Source organism: Saccharopolyspora gloriosae (genome assembly GCF_014203325.1).
Lineage (GTDB): Bacteria > Actinomycetota > Actinomycetes > Mycobacteriales > Pseudonocardiaceae > Saccharopolyspora_C > Saccharopolyspora_C gloriosae.
In genome coordinates this window covers 5,843,695-5,860,704 of sequence record NZ_JACHIV010000001.1, presented here as the reverse complement: position 1 = coordinate 5,860,704, position 17,010 = coordinate 5,843,695, and the positions used below count along the sequence as shown (strand labels likewise).

Sequence of the window (17,010 nt, the reverse complement as noted above, 5' to 3'; positions counted from 1 at the left end):
GGCCCGTGCGCGCCCTCGCGAAGCGAGGTGAACGGCCCGTTCGCCCAACCGGATCGGGCGACCGGTCCGTTCACCCCAAACCCCCGCACCCCGAACGCCCTCATGCCCGCACACCCGAACCCGGGCGGCGAACCGAGTCAACGGACCGTTCGTCCAACGGGATTGGTCGAACGGTCCGTTCACTCCGGAAAGAGCTCCGGACGGCGACGGCGCCGGGATCTCAGGAGTGAGTGAACGGCCTGTTCGTCCAATCCGCTTGGACGAACGGTCCGTTCACCCGGCGAAAGCCCTCCCGAACGCCGTGCTCCGTGGGCGAATCGAGCCGGGGAGGGGAGCGAGTGAACGGACCGTTCGTCCAACGGGATTGGTCGAACGATCCGTTCACTTCGAAAAATCAGCGCCCGGCTCAGCCGATGGCGCGGCCCGCGTAGGGCGGAGCCGGTTCGGTGGCGTCGGCGATCCGCCGGGCCACCTCGTCCGGGAACGGGACGGCCCTGCTCGCCGCCGAATCGACGTGCAGCGCCAGCAGCTCCTCGGTCGAGACGACCTCTCCGCCGACCGCCATCTCGTGGCACAGCACGAGCTTCTTCGACCCGCCGCCGACGACGCGGGAGGTGACGATCAGCTCCGAGTCCGGCCCGACCTCCCGCAGGTACCGGACGTGCGCCTCGACGGTGTAGAGCGAGCGGCCCGTCGAGGTGCGGTACTCCGCGTCCAAGCCGAGCCGGTCCATCACCGCGTCGGTGGCGAACCCGAACACCAGCACGTAGTACGCCTCGCTGAGGTGCCCGTTGTAGTCGATCCACTCGGGCCGGACCCGCTGCCGGAACTCACCGCTCACGCGCCGCCCCCTCGGACCTCGCGCACCGCGCGCAGCACGGCGATCACGGCCCGGTCCCGGTCGGCGACCAGGTCCGCGATGCTGCGGCCGTCGGCGGTCTCCTCGCAGCCCTCGACCATCCGGTCCCGCAGTTCCGCGGTGAGCTCCGGCGCCTCCAGCCGCGTCCACGGCGACTTCAGCGACGGCCCGAAGTGGTCCAGCATGTGCGCCATCCCGCCTTCACCGCCGGCGAGGTGGAAGGTCAGGCACGGTCCGAGGAACGGCCACCGCAGGCCGGGCCCCTCGGTGATGGAGGCGTCGATCTGCTCCACGGTCGCCTCGCCTTCGGCGACCATGTGCAGCGCTTCGCGCCACAGCGCCTCCTGCAGCCGGTTCGCGATGAAGCCGGGCACCTCCCGGTCCATCGTGATGACGGATTTGCCCGCCACTTCGAAGAACCGCGACGCCCACCGCACCGCTTCCGGCGCGGTCCGCTCGCCGCCGACGACCTCCACCAGCGGGATGAGGTAGGGCGGGTTGAACGGGTGCCCCACGACCAGCCGCTCCGGAGTGGCGCAGCGCTGCTGCATCTCCGTCATGCCGTAGCCGGAGGTCGACGAGGACACCACGACGCCCGCCGGGGTCGCCGCGTCGATCCGCGCCAGCAGGTCCTGCTTGAGCTCCAGGTCTTCCGGCGCGCTCTCCTGCACGAACTCCGCGCCCGCCACCGCTTCGTCCAAAGTGGACGTGACGGTGAGCGCGTCGCGGGAGGCGCCGGGCGCCAGACCCAGCTCGGTCAGCGCGGGCCACGCCGCGTCGACCAGCCGCCGCAGCTTCTGCTCGGCGTCCGGCGCGGGATCCCACGCGGTCACCCGGTAGCCGCGGGCCAGGAAGTGCGCCACCCAGCCGCCGCCGATCACGCCCGCGCCGACGCACGCGACGTGGCGCACCGATTCCGGTTCCACCGGAGCCCCCATCAGGCGTTCCTCCGCTTCAACCCGAGCTTCGCCCGAGCCTGGTCCGGGGTCGCGATCCGCGCGCCCATGCCTTCGACGATCGTCACCGCGCGCTCCACGAGCTGCGCGTTCGTCGCCTTCACTCCCTTGCTCAGGTAGAGGTTGTCCTCCAGCCCGACGCGGACCTCGCCGCCGAGCAGCGCCGACTGCGCGACCCACGGCAACTGGTTGCGGCCGATGCTGAAGCTGGCCCAGTTCGCGCCTTCCGGCAGCATCTTCACCATCGCCTGCAGCACGCCCGGGTCGGCCGGGGCGCCGTACGGGATACCCATGCACAGCTGGAACAGCGGCGGCGCGTCGATCAGGCCCTCTTCGATCATCTTGGTGGCGAACCACAGCTGGCCGGTGTCGAAGATCTCCAGCTCCGGCTTCACGCCGAGCTCCTGGATGCGCTTCGCGCCGGCGCGCAGCATGTCGGGGGTGCTGATGTAGAGCTGGCTGCCTTCGCCGAAGTTGAGCGAGCCGCAGTCCATCGTGCAGATGTCCGGCAGCAGCTCCTCCACGTGCGGCAACCGGTCGAGCCCGTTGACCAGGTCGGTGCCGTCCACCGGCTTGAGCGGATCGTCCGGGTCGATCACCAGGTCGCCGCCCATGCCCGCGGTCAGGTTGATCACGACGTCCACGCCGGATTCGCGGATGCGGCGCACCACCTCGCGGTACAGCGGGACCTCGCGGGAGCCCTGGCCGGATTCGACGTCGCGCACGTGGATGTGCACCACGGCGGCGCCCGCGTTCGCGGCCTGCACGGCGGACTCCGCGATCTGCTCGGGTGTCACCGGCACGTGCTCGCTGCGGCCGACGGTGTCGCCGGCACCGGTCAGCGCGGCGGTGACGATCACTTCCTCGTTCATGCGCCCTCCCCTGTCGTGGTCCGCTCGCGGCGGCCCGTAGCGCGGCGACGCTAGCAGGGGCGTTGCGATATTCGCAATGCTCCGTCCGGGGTGCGACGGCGCGGCGGGGAAGTGGCGTTCTCGCTAGCGGAAGGCACAGGAAGGCGAGGGGAGTGGTGTGGTCCAGGGCTCGGAACTGATCATCGAGTCAGTTCGTTGCGAACCTCGGTCAATGCTCGGCCGATCAGTGGCTGAACCAGAACGCCTTCGTCACGGCCAGGAACTCGCGCCGCGCCCCGCGCGCCGACACCCGCCGCAGCCCGTCCGCCGCCGCGTCGTGGCCCACGCCGAACGCGTCGATCCCGGCCCGGCGGCACAACGCGATCGACCGGCGCAGGTGGAACTTCGACGTCGCCACCGTGACCCGCCGCAGGCCGAACGCCGCGACCGCGCTCCGGCACGACGCCCAGGTGTCCACACCGGACTCGTCCAGCTCGATCGCCGACTCCGGAATCCCGTTGCGCACCAGGAATTCCCGCATCACGACCGGTTCGCTGTACCCGCGCGACCGCGGGCTGCCGCTGACCAGGATCCACCGCACCCGGCCCGCCCGGTACAGCTCCACGGCCACGACGAGCCTGCCCTGCAGGATCCGGCTCGGCAGCCCGTCGCGCCGCACCCCGGCGCCGAGGACCAGCGCGGCCTCCGTCGCGGGCACGTCGGCGAGCGTCCGCACCCGGCCCGAGCTGCGCACCCGCACCCACACCGACGGCAGCGCGCCCAGCGCGCCCAGACCCGCCGCCGCACACCATCGCCCACGCATCAGGCAAGTGTGCCGTGCCACCGGCCCGCGCGGTGCAGCGGCCGAACGGGTGCCGCCCGCCGCCGGGCGGCACCCGCGAGGCTCACGCCGGCTTCAGCCGCGGCTCGCCGTCGGCCACCACGAAGCCGCGTTCGGTGCGCACCTCCGCACCGGGCTTCGTCACCTCCGGGACGATCCGGTAATCGGCGCGCAGCTCGTCCGCGGTGAAGCGGGTGCGGACGTAGCCGCGGCGGTTCTTGTGGAACTTGATGTGCGGGTTCTCCGCGAGCACCGCGTCCTTCGCGTCGTCGTCCCCGTCGCCACCGCTGGTGATCGAGGTCGTGACGAGCTCGGTGCCGACCACTGCCGAGCCGGTGTCCTCGTGCTCGGCCTGCACCTCCGCCGCCCAGTGCCGGTGCACGTCCCCGGTGAGCACCACGCCGTTGCGGACCTGCCCGAGCCCGGCGGCGATCCGGTCCCGGTTCGCCACGTAACCGGCCCACGAGTCGGTGCTGAACGCGACGCCGTCGGTCAGGTCGTTGTCCAGGCGCGAGAAGAACACCTGCTGGCCCAGCACGTCCCAGCGCGCCGCGGAGTTCGCGAACCCGTCCAGCAGCCAGCGCTCCTGCTCGGCGCCGGTGATCGTGCGGTCCGGCTCCAGCCGCTGCGCGCAGTCCACGTTGCCGACGTCGCCGCAGGGCTGGTCGTCGCGGTACTGGCGGGTGTCGAGCATGTGGAACGTGGCCAGGCCGCCCCACTGCAACCGCCGGTACAGCCGCATGTCGATGCCCTCGGGCTTGGCCGTGGACCGCAGCGGCATGTTCTCGTAGTACGCCTGGAAGGCCGCCTTGCGCCGGTCGAGGAAACCGGAATCCGGCTTCTCCGGCGTCTCGTCGGCCCAGTTGTTCTCGGTCTCGTGGTCGTCCCACACGACGATCCACGGCGCCACGGCGTGCGCGAGCTGCAGGTCCTCGTCGGTCTTGTACTGGGCGTGCCGCTGCCGGTAGTTCGCCAGCGTCCGGGTCTCCGGCCCGAGCACCTTCCGCACGTCGTCGGCGTCGGCGGCGTACTCGTACTGGTAGTCGCCGAGGTGCAGGACCAGGCCGGGCTGGTCCTCGGCCAGCCGCCGGTAGGCGGTGAAGTGGCCCTGGCCGAAGTGCGCGCAGGACGCGAAGCACATGGTCAGCGGGTCCATCGAGCCCGGCGCGGGCGCGGTGCGGGTGAACCCGGTGCGCGAGACGGCGCCCTCGGCGCGGAACCGGTAGTAGTACTCGGCGCCGGGGCGGAGCCCGTCGAGTTCGACGTGCACGCTGTGCCCGAGCTCGGGCGCGGCCTGCGCTTCGCCGCGCCGGACGACGCGGCTGAACCGCTCGTCCTCGGCGACCTCCCACTGCACGGGGACGACCTTGGCCGGCATGCCGCCGCCACCGTCGTCGGCGGTCGGGTCAGGAGCGAGGCGGGTCCAGAGCACGACGCCGTCCGGCAGCGGATCACCGGAGGCGACGCCGAGCGTGAACGGGTCGGCGAGCCTGCCGGTGCCCGCGCCGGGCAGCGACAGCGGTCCGGCCGAGGCGGCTCCGCTCAGCGCGGCGGTGCTCACCGCGGCGGCGCCGCCGAGCAGCACGGCCCGGCGGGAAACGGATCGGGATGTGGTGGGGTCGGGCATTCGGGCGGTCCTCCCAGAACGTCGGTGGCTGCCGTCGAGGCGTGCGTGAGCACGCCGAACAGGGCTGTGTCCTGCTTTCGGCTTCACTCGAACGAGTGGAAAGGTATCCGCGCCCGGTGGGCATCCGGTTAACTTCTGGCGAAGACGGGTTGTTGATCACCGCGCCCGCGCTGCAGGTCTCCCGGGGCCGGTGCGAACCGGAACGGGAGGAAGGTCAGCGAGGGCGCCAGCCGGACCGGCCGGGAGGCCCGGACGGACCGGGAGGACGGGATGGGCGAGGGCGGCGTTCCCACGGGCGATTCGTGGGCTTCGTCGGAGCCATGCGGCAGAACCTAAGCCACATTGCCTCGATGGTGTGAACCGCCATCGGGTTCCGGTGACATTTCCCGCATGCCGATCTACCTGCGAAGATCGGCATCAGGGCCGGTCGGCGGCGACCGCGCCGCGCCGCCGCCCGGCCCGCTTCGCGCGGGCTCCCGCCCGCTCACCTGGCCGGTTCTCCCGGCGAAGATCGGCGCCGCTCCGGGCGCAAGATCGCGCGGGTGATCCGGAGGCCCCCGCGCGAGCCGTTTCCGTCTCGCGGCACCGGCGTCACCCCTTCGGAGCAGCGGTGCGCGAGGGGCGCGAGGGGCGCGATCGGGCGCGTTCCCGGAACGCCGGCTCCGGGAGATCGCGACGGCTCCGGCAGGATCCGGGGAGCTCGGGGAAAGCCCCGCTCGTCCGATGTCCGCCTTCGAGTGACGGCTGAACGGGTGCCCGGTGGTTGAGCCTTGGCACTCGGCTGGGTAGAGTGCCAATCAGCACGGCGCCGCAGCGCCCCGGCACCCGCGACGACGGGGAGCCACGGAGCCGTCACCCAGACCAGAGCCAACGCTTACGCAGGCCCCAGAAGGTGGAGGTCACACCGTGGCGAGCATCAAGCCGCTTGAGGACAAGATCGTTGTCCAGGCGAGCGAAGCCGAGACGACGACTGCGTCCGGCATCGTGATCCCGGACACCGCCAAGGAAAAGCCCCAGGAGGGCAAGGTCTTGGCCGTCGGCCCGGGTCGCGTCGACGACAAGGGCAACCGCGTCCCCGTGGACGTGCAGGAAGGTGACGTCGTCATCTACTCCAAGTACGGCGGCACCGAGGTCAAGTACAACGGCGAGGAGTACTTGATCCTCTCCGCCCGCGACGTGCTGGCCGTCGTCAACTGACGACTTCCGCACCATGCGCACCCCACCGCCCCGGTGGTCCCGCCTCCGGGACCGCCGGGGCGGTGGTTTGTCCCAGGCCGGACGCCACGCCCCGCACGCCACTCGGCGACGCGGCGACTCCGCCGCCCCGACGTCCCACCCAGGCGACAGCCGACCGGACCAACGCCCCGGCCCCGCGAGCGCTCGCGGCCTCCGGCCGGGCGATGCGCCGGGTCGGTCGGAGCTCGCGCCGGGACGTTCGCGACCGGCACCTGAACACCCATGCTGAAGGGCTGTTGAAACATGGCTAAGCAGATCGCCTTCGACGAGCAGGCGCGCCGCGCGCTGGAGCGCGGTGTCAACCAGCTCGCCGACGCGGTGAAGGTGACCCTCGGACCGCGCGGCCGGCACGTCGTGCTGGACAAGCAGTTCGGTGGCCCGCAGGTCACCAACGACGGCGTCACCATCGCGCGCGAGATCGAGCTCGAGGACCCGTACGAGAACCTCGGCGCCCAGCTCGCCAAGAACGTCGCCACCAAGACCAACGACGTCGCGGGCGACGGCACCACCACGGCCACCGTGCTGGCCCAGGCCCTGGTCAAGGAGGGCCTGCGCAACCTGGCCGCCGGCGCCAACCCGGCCTCGCTGGGCAAGGGCATCCAGGCCGCCACCGACGCGGTCGTCGAAGCCCTCAAGGCGAAGGCCACCCCGGTCAAGGGCCGCGACAACATCGCCCAGATCGCCACCGTCTCCTCCCGCGACGAGAACATCGGCGCGCTGGTCGGCGAGGCGATGGAGAAGGTCGGCGAGGACGGCGTGATCAGCATCGAGGAGTCCTCGACGCTGGCCACCGAGCTCGAGGTCACCGAGGGCGTCCAGTTCGACAAGGGCTTCGTCTCGCCGTACTTCGTCACCGACTCCGAGCGGCAGGAAGCCGTCCTGGAGGAGACCCAGATCCTGCTGCACCGGGACAAGATCTCCAACATCCAGGACCTGCTGCCGCTGCTGGAGAAGGTCGCGCAGAACGGCAAGCCGCTGCTGATCATCGCCGAGGACGTCGAGGGCGAGGCGCTGTCCACCCTGGTCGTCAACGCGATCCGCAAGACCTTCAAGGTCGTCGCGGTCAAGGCCCCGTACTTCGGCGACCGCCGCAAGGCGTTCCTGGACGACCTGGCCGCCGTCACCGGCGCGCAGGTCATCGCCCCCGAGGTCGGGCTCAAGCTCTCCGAGGCCGGTCCCGAGGTCCTGGGCAGCGCCCGCCGCGTCACCGTCACCAAGGACGACACCATCCTGGTCGACGGCCACGGCGCCAAGGACGACGTGCAGGCGCGGGTCGAGCAGATCCGCAAGGAGATCGAGGCCAGCGACTCCGACTGGGACCGCGAGAAGCTGCAGGAGCGGCTGGCCAAGCTGGCCGGCGGCGTCGCGGTGATCAAGGTCGGTGCCGCCACCGAGACCGAGCTCAAGGAGCGCAAGTCCCGCATCGAGGACGCGGTCGCCGCGTCCAAGGCCGCGGCCGAAGAGGGCAGCGTGCCCGGCGGTGGCTCCAGCCTGATCCACGCCGCCAAGGCGCTGGAGGGCGACCTCGGCCTCTCCGGTGACGAGGCCACCGGCGTGCGGCTGGTCCGCAAGGCGCTGGAGGCCCCGCTGTTCTGGATCGCCAGCAACGCGGGCCAGGAAGGCGCCGTCGTGGTCTCCAAGGTCCGCGACCTGGACTGGGGCGCGGGCTACAACGCCGCGACCCTGGCCTTCGGCGACCTGCTCGAGCCGGGCATCGTCGACCCGCTGAAGGTGACCCGCTCCGCGGTCGCCAACGCGGCCTCCATCGCGCGCATGGTGCTGACCACCGAGAGCGCCGTCGTGGAGAAGCCCGAGGAGGAAGAGGAGCCGGCCGGTCACGGTCACGGCCACTCGCACTGACCCCCGCTGAACCGGGGCGCCCGTCCGGGGGCTCCGGTTCAGGGGTGCAACACGAGATCAGGGGCGGCACCTTCGCGGTGCCGCCCCTGATCTTTTTGCACGCCTGCCTCGGGGGCCGCCGCGGATGACGCCCCTCGCAGTCATCCGATTCGGCCTGCCCGTGCGGCGCCGCCACCGCCGTTCGTCGCGGCGGTCGCGTCTCATCCGGCCATTGCGGCCACCCTGCGCTTGCGGGTCTTGATGATCACTTCGCGCTCGGACTCGGAGAGCCCACCCCAGATTCCATAGGGTTCTTGCACTGCCAGCGCGTGCCGACGGCACTGATCGAGAACCGGGCAGTGCTGGCACACCTCTTTCGCCTTCGCCTCACGCCGCGCCCTTGCCGGGCCGCGTTCGCCGTCGGGATGGAAGAAGTACGCGCTGTCCATTCCGCGACACGAACCCTTGATCTGCCAGTCCCAGATATCGGCGTTCGGGCCTGGAAGACGTCGAGTGTCGGCCATTGCGACAACCACCTCCCACCGGTGGATCCCCTCCCCGCCACGGCGGCTGCCGTGGCCTCGCATGATCCAAGGTAGAACCGCGCCAATACTTGTTCAACCCCTTTCGCGCCGAAAGCTGTTCACTGACGGGTGATCTCTGACCGGTGGCATCCGGGAGTGCCCGCTTGCCACCGGCCGTCTCGATCCGGAACATGACCGCGTGACCATGCGGGAGGAACCCCTGTCCGGGCAGCACGGCGCTGCCCGGGAGGTTGATCCACGACTTGCCGACCACCTGGACGGCCCGGCCTTCCCCCGCGGCGCGGCGAACGCCGACGAAGATCGAGACGACGCCCGCCGCAAGATCGCCCGCGAGGCGGGGGAACGGCCTGCCGACGACGGTGCTCAGGCGGACACCGGAAGGCACCACCGCGCGCCCGAGGTGGAAGCCTCCGGTGCGCGAGGTGCCGACGCCGAGTCCGACCTCACCGCAGGAGTGCTCGGCTCCACCCCGGAGGAACCGCGGCTGACGGTGGCCGCCGTCGCGCGCAGGCTCGGCGTCGCTCCCGCGACGCTGCGCACCTGGGACCGGCGCTACGGGCTCGGCCCGACCGATCACGCCTCCGGCAGCCACCGCAGGTACGGCCCGGAGGACGTGGCGCGGCTCGAGCAGATGCAGCGCGCGCTGCTGCGCGGCGCCTCCCCGGCGGAAGCGGCGCGCTACGCGCTGGCGGCCACTCCGCCGCTGCCGCGCCATGCCGACGACGGCGCGCAGGCGGCTCCGCCCGCGCCGGCCGAGCCCGTCCTCATCTCCGGCGTCCTGGACCCCCTCGAACCCCCGGCCGTCGAGTCGACGTCCAACCCGGGCGGGCGGGGGCTGCGCCTCACCGGCGCCGGACCGCGCGCCCGCGGGCTCGGCCGCGCGGTGCTCGCGCTGGACGCCTGGCACCAGCAGCGCCTGCTCGCGGAGTCGATCGAGGCGCAGGGCGTGCTCGCCACCTGGCGGGAGGTGCTGTCCCCGGTGCTGACCGCGGCCGGCGAGCGCTGGCAGCACACCGGTGTCGGAGTGGAGGCGTTACGCCTGCTCACCGACAACGCGTCGACGGCGTTGCGGGCGGTGCTGGCCCGCGCGCCCGAACCGAGCAATCCGCGCCCGGTGCTGCTCGCGCCGGCGCCTGGTGAGCAGCAGGAGCTGGAGCTGGTCGCGCTGGCCGCGGAGCTGGCGTCGCGCGGCATCGGTCATCGCCTCTTCGGAGCCGGTCTGCCGCCGGAGGGCCTGCACGCGGCGGTGCGCCGGGCGGCGCCCGCGGTGATCGTGCTGTGGGCCGATCAGCCGCACTACGCGGCGCCCGCGCTGCTGTCCGACCTGCCCATCAAGCGGCAGCGCGCCGTGGTCCTCGCGATGGGCGCCGGATGGGCTCCGGGCAAGTTACCCGCTCCCGCTGAGACGGTCGCTTCGCTCGAGAGCGCGGCGGAACTGATCGGCCGGACCGTTCTCGACTAGAACGTGACGCAAATCACATTCGAACGTTGTCAGTTGATTGCCGGGTGTCGCGAGATCGGGTGGCGGATCGCTCGGCAGGCCCACGCACGGGTGAACATCGCAGGTATGGGCCTTAATCGGCGGGTGACGTAGGAAGGCGTGCGTGCCCGCGTCGGCCCCTGCTCCGTTCCGGTGAATATCTCGATGGGGTGGCGTGAGCCGATCTCTGGACGGATTCAGCACTAGATCGTGTCAAGGTCCGCCCCGCTGCGTCCGATAGGGGAAGTGGAACGTCACCCGCCTGCAGGAAGGAGTTCCCGTGACGACGGTCCTGATCTGCGATGACCGACGTAGCGTCCGGGAAGGACTCACTCGCGTGATGTCTGCTGTCCCCGGAGTGAGTCGGATTGATTGCGTAGCCCACGGTGATGAGCTGCTCGCCCGCTTCGCGCGGCAAGCGGTGGACGTCGTGCTGGTCGGCACCCAGCGAGCGGTGCCGAACGGTGTCGAGGCCACCAGACGGCTCGTCTCCGCTCATCCCCAAGCCAATGTGATCGTCTTCGGTGCGCCGGACGACGCGGGCAGCATCGCGGCGGCGATCGCCGGTGGTGCGCGCGGATACCTGCGCTGGGACGCCTCGCGGCCGGAACTGGTCGCCGCGCTGGCGCACACCCTGGCCAGCACGTCCGTCCCCGCGCCGCGGCAGCCGTCCGACCCGGGCGTGCAGCTCACCGAGCGAGAGCTGCAAGTGCTGCGGGGGATGAGCCAGGGCAAGAGCAACGGCCAGATCGGCCGCGAGCTCTACCTGTCCGAAGACACCGTCAAGACCCACGCCCGCCGGCTCTTCCGCAAGCTGGGAGTCCGGGATCGGGCGCAGGCCGTGGCGCACGGGTTCCGCCGGGGACTGGTCGCCTGAGCCGAACGGACTGCCACGGATGCCCACCTGCTCGCTCGATCATCCGGGTTCCGGTCGGAGCGCCACGTGCGCCGATCGCCCGCGGGCGGCGGACCGTGCCCCGCGCCGCACCGGTTCCGGGGCGCACGTCCCGGACGGTTCCGGCGCCCGGCCTGGCCCGGCGACCGAGTTCTCGCGCGCGAGGGCTCGACGGATGATCCGCGGAGGTTCCGTGGGAGCTCCTTCCTGTTGTGTGACGCCCCTCGCCGGAACGCGGCCCTCGGCCGCCACCCGGTTCACCTCGACGCCGCCGTTCGGGCTCGGCGGTGTCGGCAGGACTTCCGTCGCCATGCCCCGGTGCATCGCACCGGGACGTGGCGACGGACACGTCTCATGACCCGGCCAGGTCGAGCCGGGAGTCGATCGCGGTCGCCGCGTCCGCCCTTACCATCCGTCGATCAGTGCGAGTTCCGTACTGGGCGGACGATGCTCGGGTGGATATCTGGTAGTTATGGTTACGTGACAACGACCGCCGCTGGCCCCCACTCCCTGTTCAGGGATCTGTCCTTTCCCGGTACGGTGACCTCGGCGCTGCGTGCGGAGCACGTGATGTTCGCCGGGCAAATCCGAGTCGCTTGAACGCGTAACACCAGGGCTGCTGTCTGCGATGAGCAACGTGGGGGACGGGCTGGACGCACTTGTAGGCGCCGCCGTCGACGGCGATCGTCAGTCGATCGAGCGCTTGCTGGCCGAAATCCGTCCTTTGGTGGTGCGGTACTGCCGCGCCAGGGTAGGACGAAACGAACGGTCGTTCGCTTCGGCGGATGACGTCGCCCAGGAAGTGTGCCTCGCCGTGTTGACGGCGCTGCCCAGCTACCGGGACCAGGGTCGTCCTTTCCTGGCGTTCGTGTACGGCATCGCCGCACACAAGGTGGCTGATGCGCACCGAGCGTCGGCCCGCAACCGCTCCGAACCGGTGGCGGACGTTCCGGACACCCCGGAGTCCGAGGCTGGACCGGAGCAGCGGGCCATGCAAGGTGAGCTTTCGGGCAGGATGGCGCAGCTATTGCGTGTCCTCCCGGCCAAGCAGCGGGAGATCCTGCTGCTCCGGGTGGTCGTCGGGTTGTCCGCGGAGGAAACCGCCGAAGCGGTCGGTTCGACTCCGGGAGCGGTGCGGGTGGCACAGCACCGCGCACTGGCCCGGCTACGCAAGACGCTGTCCGCGGAGGAGGTGGTCTGAATGGTCGAGCGGGAAGAGCCCGAGCGCTCCCCGAAAAGGGAGCACACCTCGGACGTTCCCGTCGATTCCGGCCGGCAGGACGACCGTGCGGGCGAGACACGTGCTTCGGAGGACTCTCCGGCCGTGCCCGCCGCTGGCGAGGGAGCCGAGCTGATCGACAATCGAGAGTCCGACTCCGCCACCTCGGTGGCAGCCGGGTCGAACGCCGCCGGGGTCACCGACGGTCCGGTGCCGGACGCCGAGGACCACTCTACCGGCCATTCGGCCGATTCGGCCACGTACGACGAACCCGCCGCGCGGGTCGACGGCGCGGATGACGACGCGGCAGCGGAGTCGACGATCGCGCGCCCCGAGGAGGAGTTCGAGGCGGAGCCGGTGAGCGCCGGCGCCACCGTCCTGGACTTCCGGCAGCGCCCGCTGGCGACCGATGCCGCCGCCGACACCGCGCAGGCGACCGCCGCGGGGCTGATCGATCCCGACGAGGTCGGCGCGGAGCCGCTGAACCTCTCCGAACTGCAGGCCGACGACGCGCTGCTCGACGCGCTCGGCGGCACCAACCCGAGCGTGCCCGCGGAATCCGCGGACACCGGGCCCGGGTTGGAGTCGCTGCTCGTCGCGTGGCGCCGGGAGGTCGACGCGGCCCCGATCGGTGACCTCGTGGACACCGACGCCGCCGTCGCCGCGATCGCCGCGGGCAGCCGTCCGCGGCGCAAGTCCCGCCGCAGGCACCTGGTTCCGGTGGCCTCGGCCGCGGCGGTGCTGATGATCGGTTTCACCGGTGTGGGCCTGGCGGCGCGGGACGCGATGCCCGGCGACATGCTGTGGGGTGTGGCGCAGGTGCTCTACACCGACCACGCGCAGGAGTCCAAGGCCGCGGCGCAAGCCCAGGACCAGCTCGACCAGGCCGAGGAGCAGTGGAACTCGGGCCAGCGCAGCGATGCGCGGGCCTCGCTCGCACTCGCGCGCCGGACGATGCAGGACGCCGGCGACCGGCTGAAGGAGCTGGAAGCGCAGCACGAGGCGTTGCGGCAGCAGTTCGAAGGCTCCCACCCGTCCGACCCGTCGACCTCGGAGTCCACGTCGAGTTCGGACCACGTGCCGACGACGACCGTGGAGCCGCCGCCGCCGTCGCACCCGCAGGTGCCGCCGACGGACCTGCCGACGCCGACGTCGCCGAGCACGCCGAGCTCCTCGCAGGAGCCGACGGAGCCGACCACGCAGCCGAGCGAGACCAGCGGGAGCACGGACGTGCCCTCCAGCGGGAGCACCGACGGTTCCACCTCGGACCCGAACCACGGCGGCGGGTTGTTCCCCCGGCCGAACTGAACATCCGGATCCGCGTCCACCAGGGCGCGGATCCGTTCTTTCGGCGGAGTTCGGGATGAATCCCGTTCGTGGCTGAACTCCGGCGCGCGCCGGACCAGGGCGGGAGAGTGCCGGATCAGGGCCGCCGCGGGCGCGCGGCATCGCTGCGGGAACCGGTCGAGCGCACCGTCAGCGGCTGCTCTCGTTCTCCGTCTCGGTGACGCCGTCGGCGAAGCCGCGGCAGTACTCCCAGCTCATGTAGTCGCTGGGGTCCGGGGAGAAAGCCGGTTCGTGCGGGCGCATCCGACCGTCGTGCAGCAGCTGCTCCAGGCTGGAGCGCAGCAGCTCCCAGTCGTGGTAGTGCGGCTCGCCGCAGTCGGTGCAGTCCACGACGATGCCGCGGACTCCGCGCGGCTCCAGCAACGCCTGGTAGACCGCGAGGTCGGTCAGATCGGACAGCAGTTCGGCTCGTTCGTCCTCGCCCAGCGGCGGGCCGAACTCGGGGTCCTGGTCGTCGAGCGCTCTGCTCGGATCGTCCGGGTCTCCCGCGAACGGGTCTGGGGGAAGCGGATCGTGCGGCACGGACGGCACGGTACCGCCCACCGCGACCTGCACTCCCGCTCGGGGCGCCCGCGCGGGGGCGCACGCGCGGGCGCCCCACCGCTGACCATCCCTGACCAGCGGGTCTCTATCATGGGTGAATCGCACCTGCCGCTCGCGCCGGGGACGTCGTCGAACCGCCGTTTCCGGTGGCCCGGTATCGCCGATGCGCCCCCGCCCGGAACCTTCGGTAACCACACCGTTGCTTGCAGGAAGGCACACCGCCTCGCCATGACCAGCGAACTGACCGCCCCCGGATTCCCTGCGAAGTTCGCGACGCTCGGGTTGACCTTCGATGACGTGCTGCTGCTTCCCGATGAGTCCGATGTGATCCCCAGCGGCGTCGACACGGGCACCCAGCTGTCGCGCAACGTGCGGCTGCGGGTGCCGCTGGTGTCCGCGGCCATGGACACCGTGACCGAGGCGCGGATGGCGATCGCCATGGCCCGCCAGGGCGGTGTCGGCATCCTGCAGCGCAACCTCTCCGTCGAGGAGCAGGCCGCGCAGGCCGAGGTCGTGAAGCGCTCCGAAGCGGGCATGGTCACCGACCCGGTGACCTGCTCGCCGGAGGACACGATGGGTGAGGTGGACGCGCTGTGCGCCCGCTTCCGGATCTCCGGGGTCCCGGTGACCGACCCGGACGGCACCCTCGTCGGCATCATCACCAACCGCGACATGCGGTTCGAAGCCGATCACACCCGGCGGGTGCGCGAGATCATGACGCCCGCGCCGCTGGTGACCGCGCAGGTCGGCGTGACCGCCGAAGCCGCGCTCGGCCTGCTGCGCAGGCACAAGGTGGAGAAGCTGCCGATCGTGGACAACGCGGGCAAGCTCCGCGGGCTGATCACGGTGAAGGACTTCGTCAAGACCGAGCAGTACCCCAACGCCACCAAGGACCCGGACGGCCGGCTGCTGTGCGGCGCGGCCGTCGGCGTCGGCGCCGACTCGCACGAGCGCGCGATGGCGCTGGTCGACGCCGGAGTCGACGTGCTGATCGTGGACACCGCGCACGGCCACTCCCGCGCCGTGGTGGAGACGGTGGCCACGTTGAAGAAGGAACTGGGCCACTCCGTCGACGTGATCGGCGGCAACGTCGCGACCCGCGCCGGGGCGCAGGCCCTCGTGGACGCCGGGGCGGACGCGGTGAAGGTCGGCGTCGGGCCCGGCTCGATCTGCACGACCCGCGTCGTGGCCGGGGTGGGCGTGCCGCAGATCAGCGCGATCTACGAGGCCGACCAGGCGTGCCGCCCGGCCGGTGTCCCGCTGATCGGCGACGGCGGCATCCAGTACTCCGGGGACATCCCGAAGGCGATCGCGGCCGGGGCCAGCAGCGTCATGCTCGGCAGCCTGCTCGCGGGCACCGCGGAGTCGCCCGGTGACCTGGTGCTGGTCAACGGCAAGCAGTTCAAGGTCTACCGGGGCATGGGGTCGCTCGGCGCGATGCAGACCCGCGGGCAGTCGAAGTCCTACTCGAAGGACCGCTACTTCCAGGACGACGTGCTCTCCGAGGACAAGCTGGTGCCGGAGGGCATCGAGGGCCGCGTGCCGTTCCGCGGGCCGCTGTCGCAGGTCGTGGACCAGCTCGTCGGCGGCCTGCGGTCCGGGATGGGCTACACCGGGGCGTCCACCGTGGCCGAGCTGCAGCGGGCGAACCTGGTGCGGATCACGGCGGCGGGGCTCAAGGAGTCGCACCCGCACGACATCACCATGACGGTGGAAGCGCCGAACTACACGACCCGGTGAGGCGCGGGGGCTCGGGAGCCGATCGGTTCCCGAGCCCCTCGCTCGCGGGTCACGCGCCCGCGCGCAGGTGTTCCGCCGCCCACTGCTCGACCGCGGTGGTGGGCAGGCCCAGTTCGGCGGCGAACTCGGGGCGGGCCGGCTGGCCGACCGCGTTCAGGTAGTCGTGGGTGGCGCCCATGCCCGGCATCCCGGCGGCCAGTGCTTCGGCCTCGGTCATGTCGGGGGCCGTCAGCGGGACGCCGAGCGCGCCGGAGAGTACTTCGGCGATCCGCTCCATCGGCAGGAAGTCGCCCGCCAGTTCCAGTTCGACCTCGTGGAACCGCGCCGGCTCGGCGATCGCGGCGGCCGCCGCGGCCCCGATGTCCGCCGTCGCGATCAGGGACAGGCGGGTGTCCGGCTTGAGGACGCTGACCAGGCCGCCTTCGACGCCGCGCGGGAACAGGAAGCCCATCGAGGGCAGGAAGTTCGCCATGAAGAAGGCGGGCTTGAGCAGCGTCCAGCTGGGAAAACCGGCTTCGCGGACCCGGTCCTGGATCGCGCTCTTGGCGCCCAGGCTGCGCGCCACTCCCCACCGGCCTTCGGCCATGCCGGGCACCTCGGTGTGCTGACCGGCGCCGCTGACCGAGGTGTGCACGAACTGCGCCACCTCGGCGGCGCGGGCCGCTTCGACGAGGTTGGTGGCTTGGGCGACCTCGCCGTCGAAGTCGAATCCGTCTTCGGTGAGCTCCGGCATCTGCACGGAGAAGACCGCGCGGACGCCGTCGACCGCCGGTGCCAGGGAGTCGCGGTCGCGGAGGTCGCCGGTCACCAGATCGGCTCCGAGCGCGCGCACCGCGGCGGCGCGTTCGGTCTCGGGGTCGCGCACCAGGGCGCGGACGGGAACGCCCGCGGCGAGCAGGGCGCGGGCGGTGGCTCCGCCCTGCCTGCCGGTGGCGCCGGAGACCAGGACGGGTGCGGGTTGGGTCGGCATGCTGCTCCTCGGGAGAAAAACGGCGGGGCCCGCCGTTTGTGTTCCCGTACGATACGGCGGAC

The 17,010-nt window shown here is 71.7% G+C and carries 15 protein-coding genes; 7 read left to right on the top strand and 8 right to left on the bottom strand.

Annotation, left to right across the window (positions count from 1 at the left end; genetic code table 11):
• Positions 1-406: 406 nt before the first annotated feature.
• The 5 genes from BJ969_RS25385 to BJ969_RS25365 form a co-directional block, all read right to left on the bottom strand.
• Complete coding sequence (locus BJ969_RS25385; protein ID WP_184483070.1) at positions 407-841, bottom strand: thioesterase family protein; 435 nt, start codon at positions 839-841, stop codon at positions 407-409.
• Entirely contained in the window at positions 838-1,797 is a 960-nt protein-coding gene (locus BJ969_RS25380; RefSeq protein ID WP_184483068.1) for a 3-hydroxyacyl-CoA dehydrogenase NAD-binding domain-containing protein, read from the bottom strand. Before BJ969_RS25380 ends, BJ969_RS25385 begins: the two co-directional genes overlap by 4 nt.
• Positions 1,797-2,687, bottom strand: a complete 891-nt coding sequence (locus BJ969_RS25375; protein ID WP_184483066.1) for a beta-keto acid cleavage family enzyme — start codon at positions 2,685-2,687, stop codon at positions 1,797-1,799. Before BJ969_RS25375 ends, BJ969_RS25380 begins: the two co-directional genes overlap by 1 nt.
• A 223-nt stretch (positions 2,688-2,910) precedes the next feature.
• Positions 2,911-3,489: a SanA/YdcF family protein gene (locus BJ969_RS25370; protein ID WP_184483064.1), complete on the bottom strand. Its 579-nt coding sequence runs from the start codon at positions 3,487-3,489 to the stop codon at positions 2,911-2,913.
• Positions 3,490-3,571: 82 nt separating this feature from the next.
• Positions 3,572-5,134 carry an alkaline phosphatase D family protein gene (locus BJ969_RS25365; protein ID WP_184483062.1) on the bottom strand — a complete coding sequence of 521 codons (1,563 nt, stop codon included), beginning with the start codon at positions 5,132-5,134 and terminating at the stop codon, positions 3,572-3,574.
• 906 nt (positions 5,135-6,040) lie between these two features.
• On the opposite strand from BJ969_RS25365, the gene groES reads away from it, so the two are divergent.
• Both groES and groL read left to right on the top strand, forming a co-directional pair.
• Positions 6,041-6,331: a co-chaperone GroES gene (groES, locus tag BJ969_RS25360; protein WP_184483059.1), complete on the top strand. Its 291-nt coding sequence runs from the start codon at positions 6,041-6,043 to the stop codon at positions 6,329-6,331.
• Positions 6,332-6,613: 282 nt separating this feature from the next.
• Positions 6,614-8,230, top strand: a complete 1,617-nt coding sequence (groL, locus tag BJ969_RS25355; protein WP_184483057.1) for a chaperonin GroEL — start codon at positions 6,614-6,616, stop codon at positions 8,228-8,230.
• Between the two features lie 200 nt (positions 8,231-8,430).
• Here groL and BJ969_RS25350 read toward each other — a convergent pair whose 3' ends face one another.
• The gene (locus tag BJ969_RS25350) at positions 8,431-8,733 is read right to left on the bottom strand and encodes a WhiB family transcriptional regulator (RefSeq protein WP_184483055.1); all 303 of its coding nucleotides are present in this window, start codon (positions 8,731-8,733) and stop codon (positions 8,431-8,433) included.
• A gap of 205 nt (positions 8,734-8,938) precedes the next feature.
• Here BJ969_RS25350 and BJ969_RS25345 point away from each other — a divergent pair, with 205 nt between their 5' ends.
• The 4 genes from BJ969_RS25345 (at position 8,939) to BJ969_RS25330 (ending at position 13,656) form a co-directional block, all read left to right on the top strand.
• Positions 8,939-10,216, top strand: a complete 1,278-nt coding sequence (locus BJ969_RS25345) for a MerR family transcriptional regulator (RefSeq protein ID WP_184485788.1) — start codon at positions 8,939-8,941, stop codon at positions 10,214-10,216.
• Positions 10,217-10,514: 298 nt separating this feature from the next.
• On the top strand, positions 10,515-11,111 hold the full coding sequence (locus BJ969_RS25340; RefSeq protein WP_184483053.1) for a response regulator transcription factor: 597 nt from the start codon (positions 10,515-10,517) through the stop codon (positions 11,109-11,111).
• A 646-nt stretch (positions 11,112-11,757) separates the two neighbouring features.
• On the top strand, positions 11,758-12,330 hold the full coding sequence (locus BJ969_RS25335; RefSeq protein WP_184483051.1) for a sigma-70 family RNA polymerase sigma factor: 573 nt from the start codon (positions 11,758-11,760) through the stop codon (positions 12,328-12,330).
• Positions 12,331-12,453: 123 nt separating this feature from the next.
• Positions 12,454-13,656: an anti-sigma-D factor RsdA gene (locus tag BJ969_RS25330; protein WP_343071592.1), complete on the top strand. Its 1,203-nt coding sequence runs from the start codon at positions 12,454-12,456 to the stop codon at positions 13,654-13,656.
• Positions 13,657-13,824: 168 nt separating this feature from the next.
• On the opposite strand, the gene BJ969_RS25325 is transcribed toward BJ969_RS25330, so the two are convergent.
• Positions 13,825-14,226, bottom strand: a complete 402-nt coding sequence (locus tag BJ969_RS25325; protein WP_184485785.1) for a DUF5319 domain-containing protein — start codon at positions 14,224-14,226, stop codon at positions 13,825-13,827.
• Between the two features lie 240 nt (positions 14,227-14,466).
• Between BJ969_RS25325 and guaB the strand changes: the two genes are divergently transcribed.
• Positions 14,467-15,978, top strand: a complete 1,512-nt coding sequence (gene guaB, locus BJ969_RS25320) for an IMP dehydrogenase (RefSeq protein WP_184483047.1) — start codon at positions 14,467-14,469, stop codon at positions 15,976-15,978.
• Positions 15,979-16,027: 49 nt separating this feature from the next.
• Here the strand turns inward: guaB and BJ969_RS25315 are convergent, their stop codons facing one another.
• The gene (locus BJ969_RS25315; protein ID WP_184483045.1) at positions 16,028-16,948 is read right to left on the bottom strand and encodes an NmrA family NAD(P)-binding protein; all 921 of its coding nucleotides are present in this window, start codon (positions 16,946-16,948) and stop codon (positions 16,028-16,030) included.
• Between the last annotated feature and the right edge of the window lie 62 nt (positions 16,949-17,010).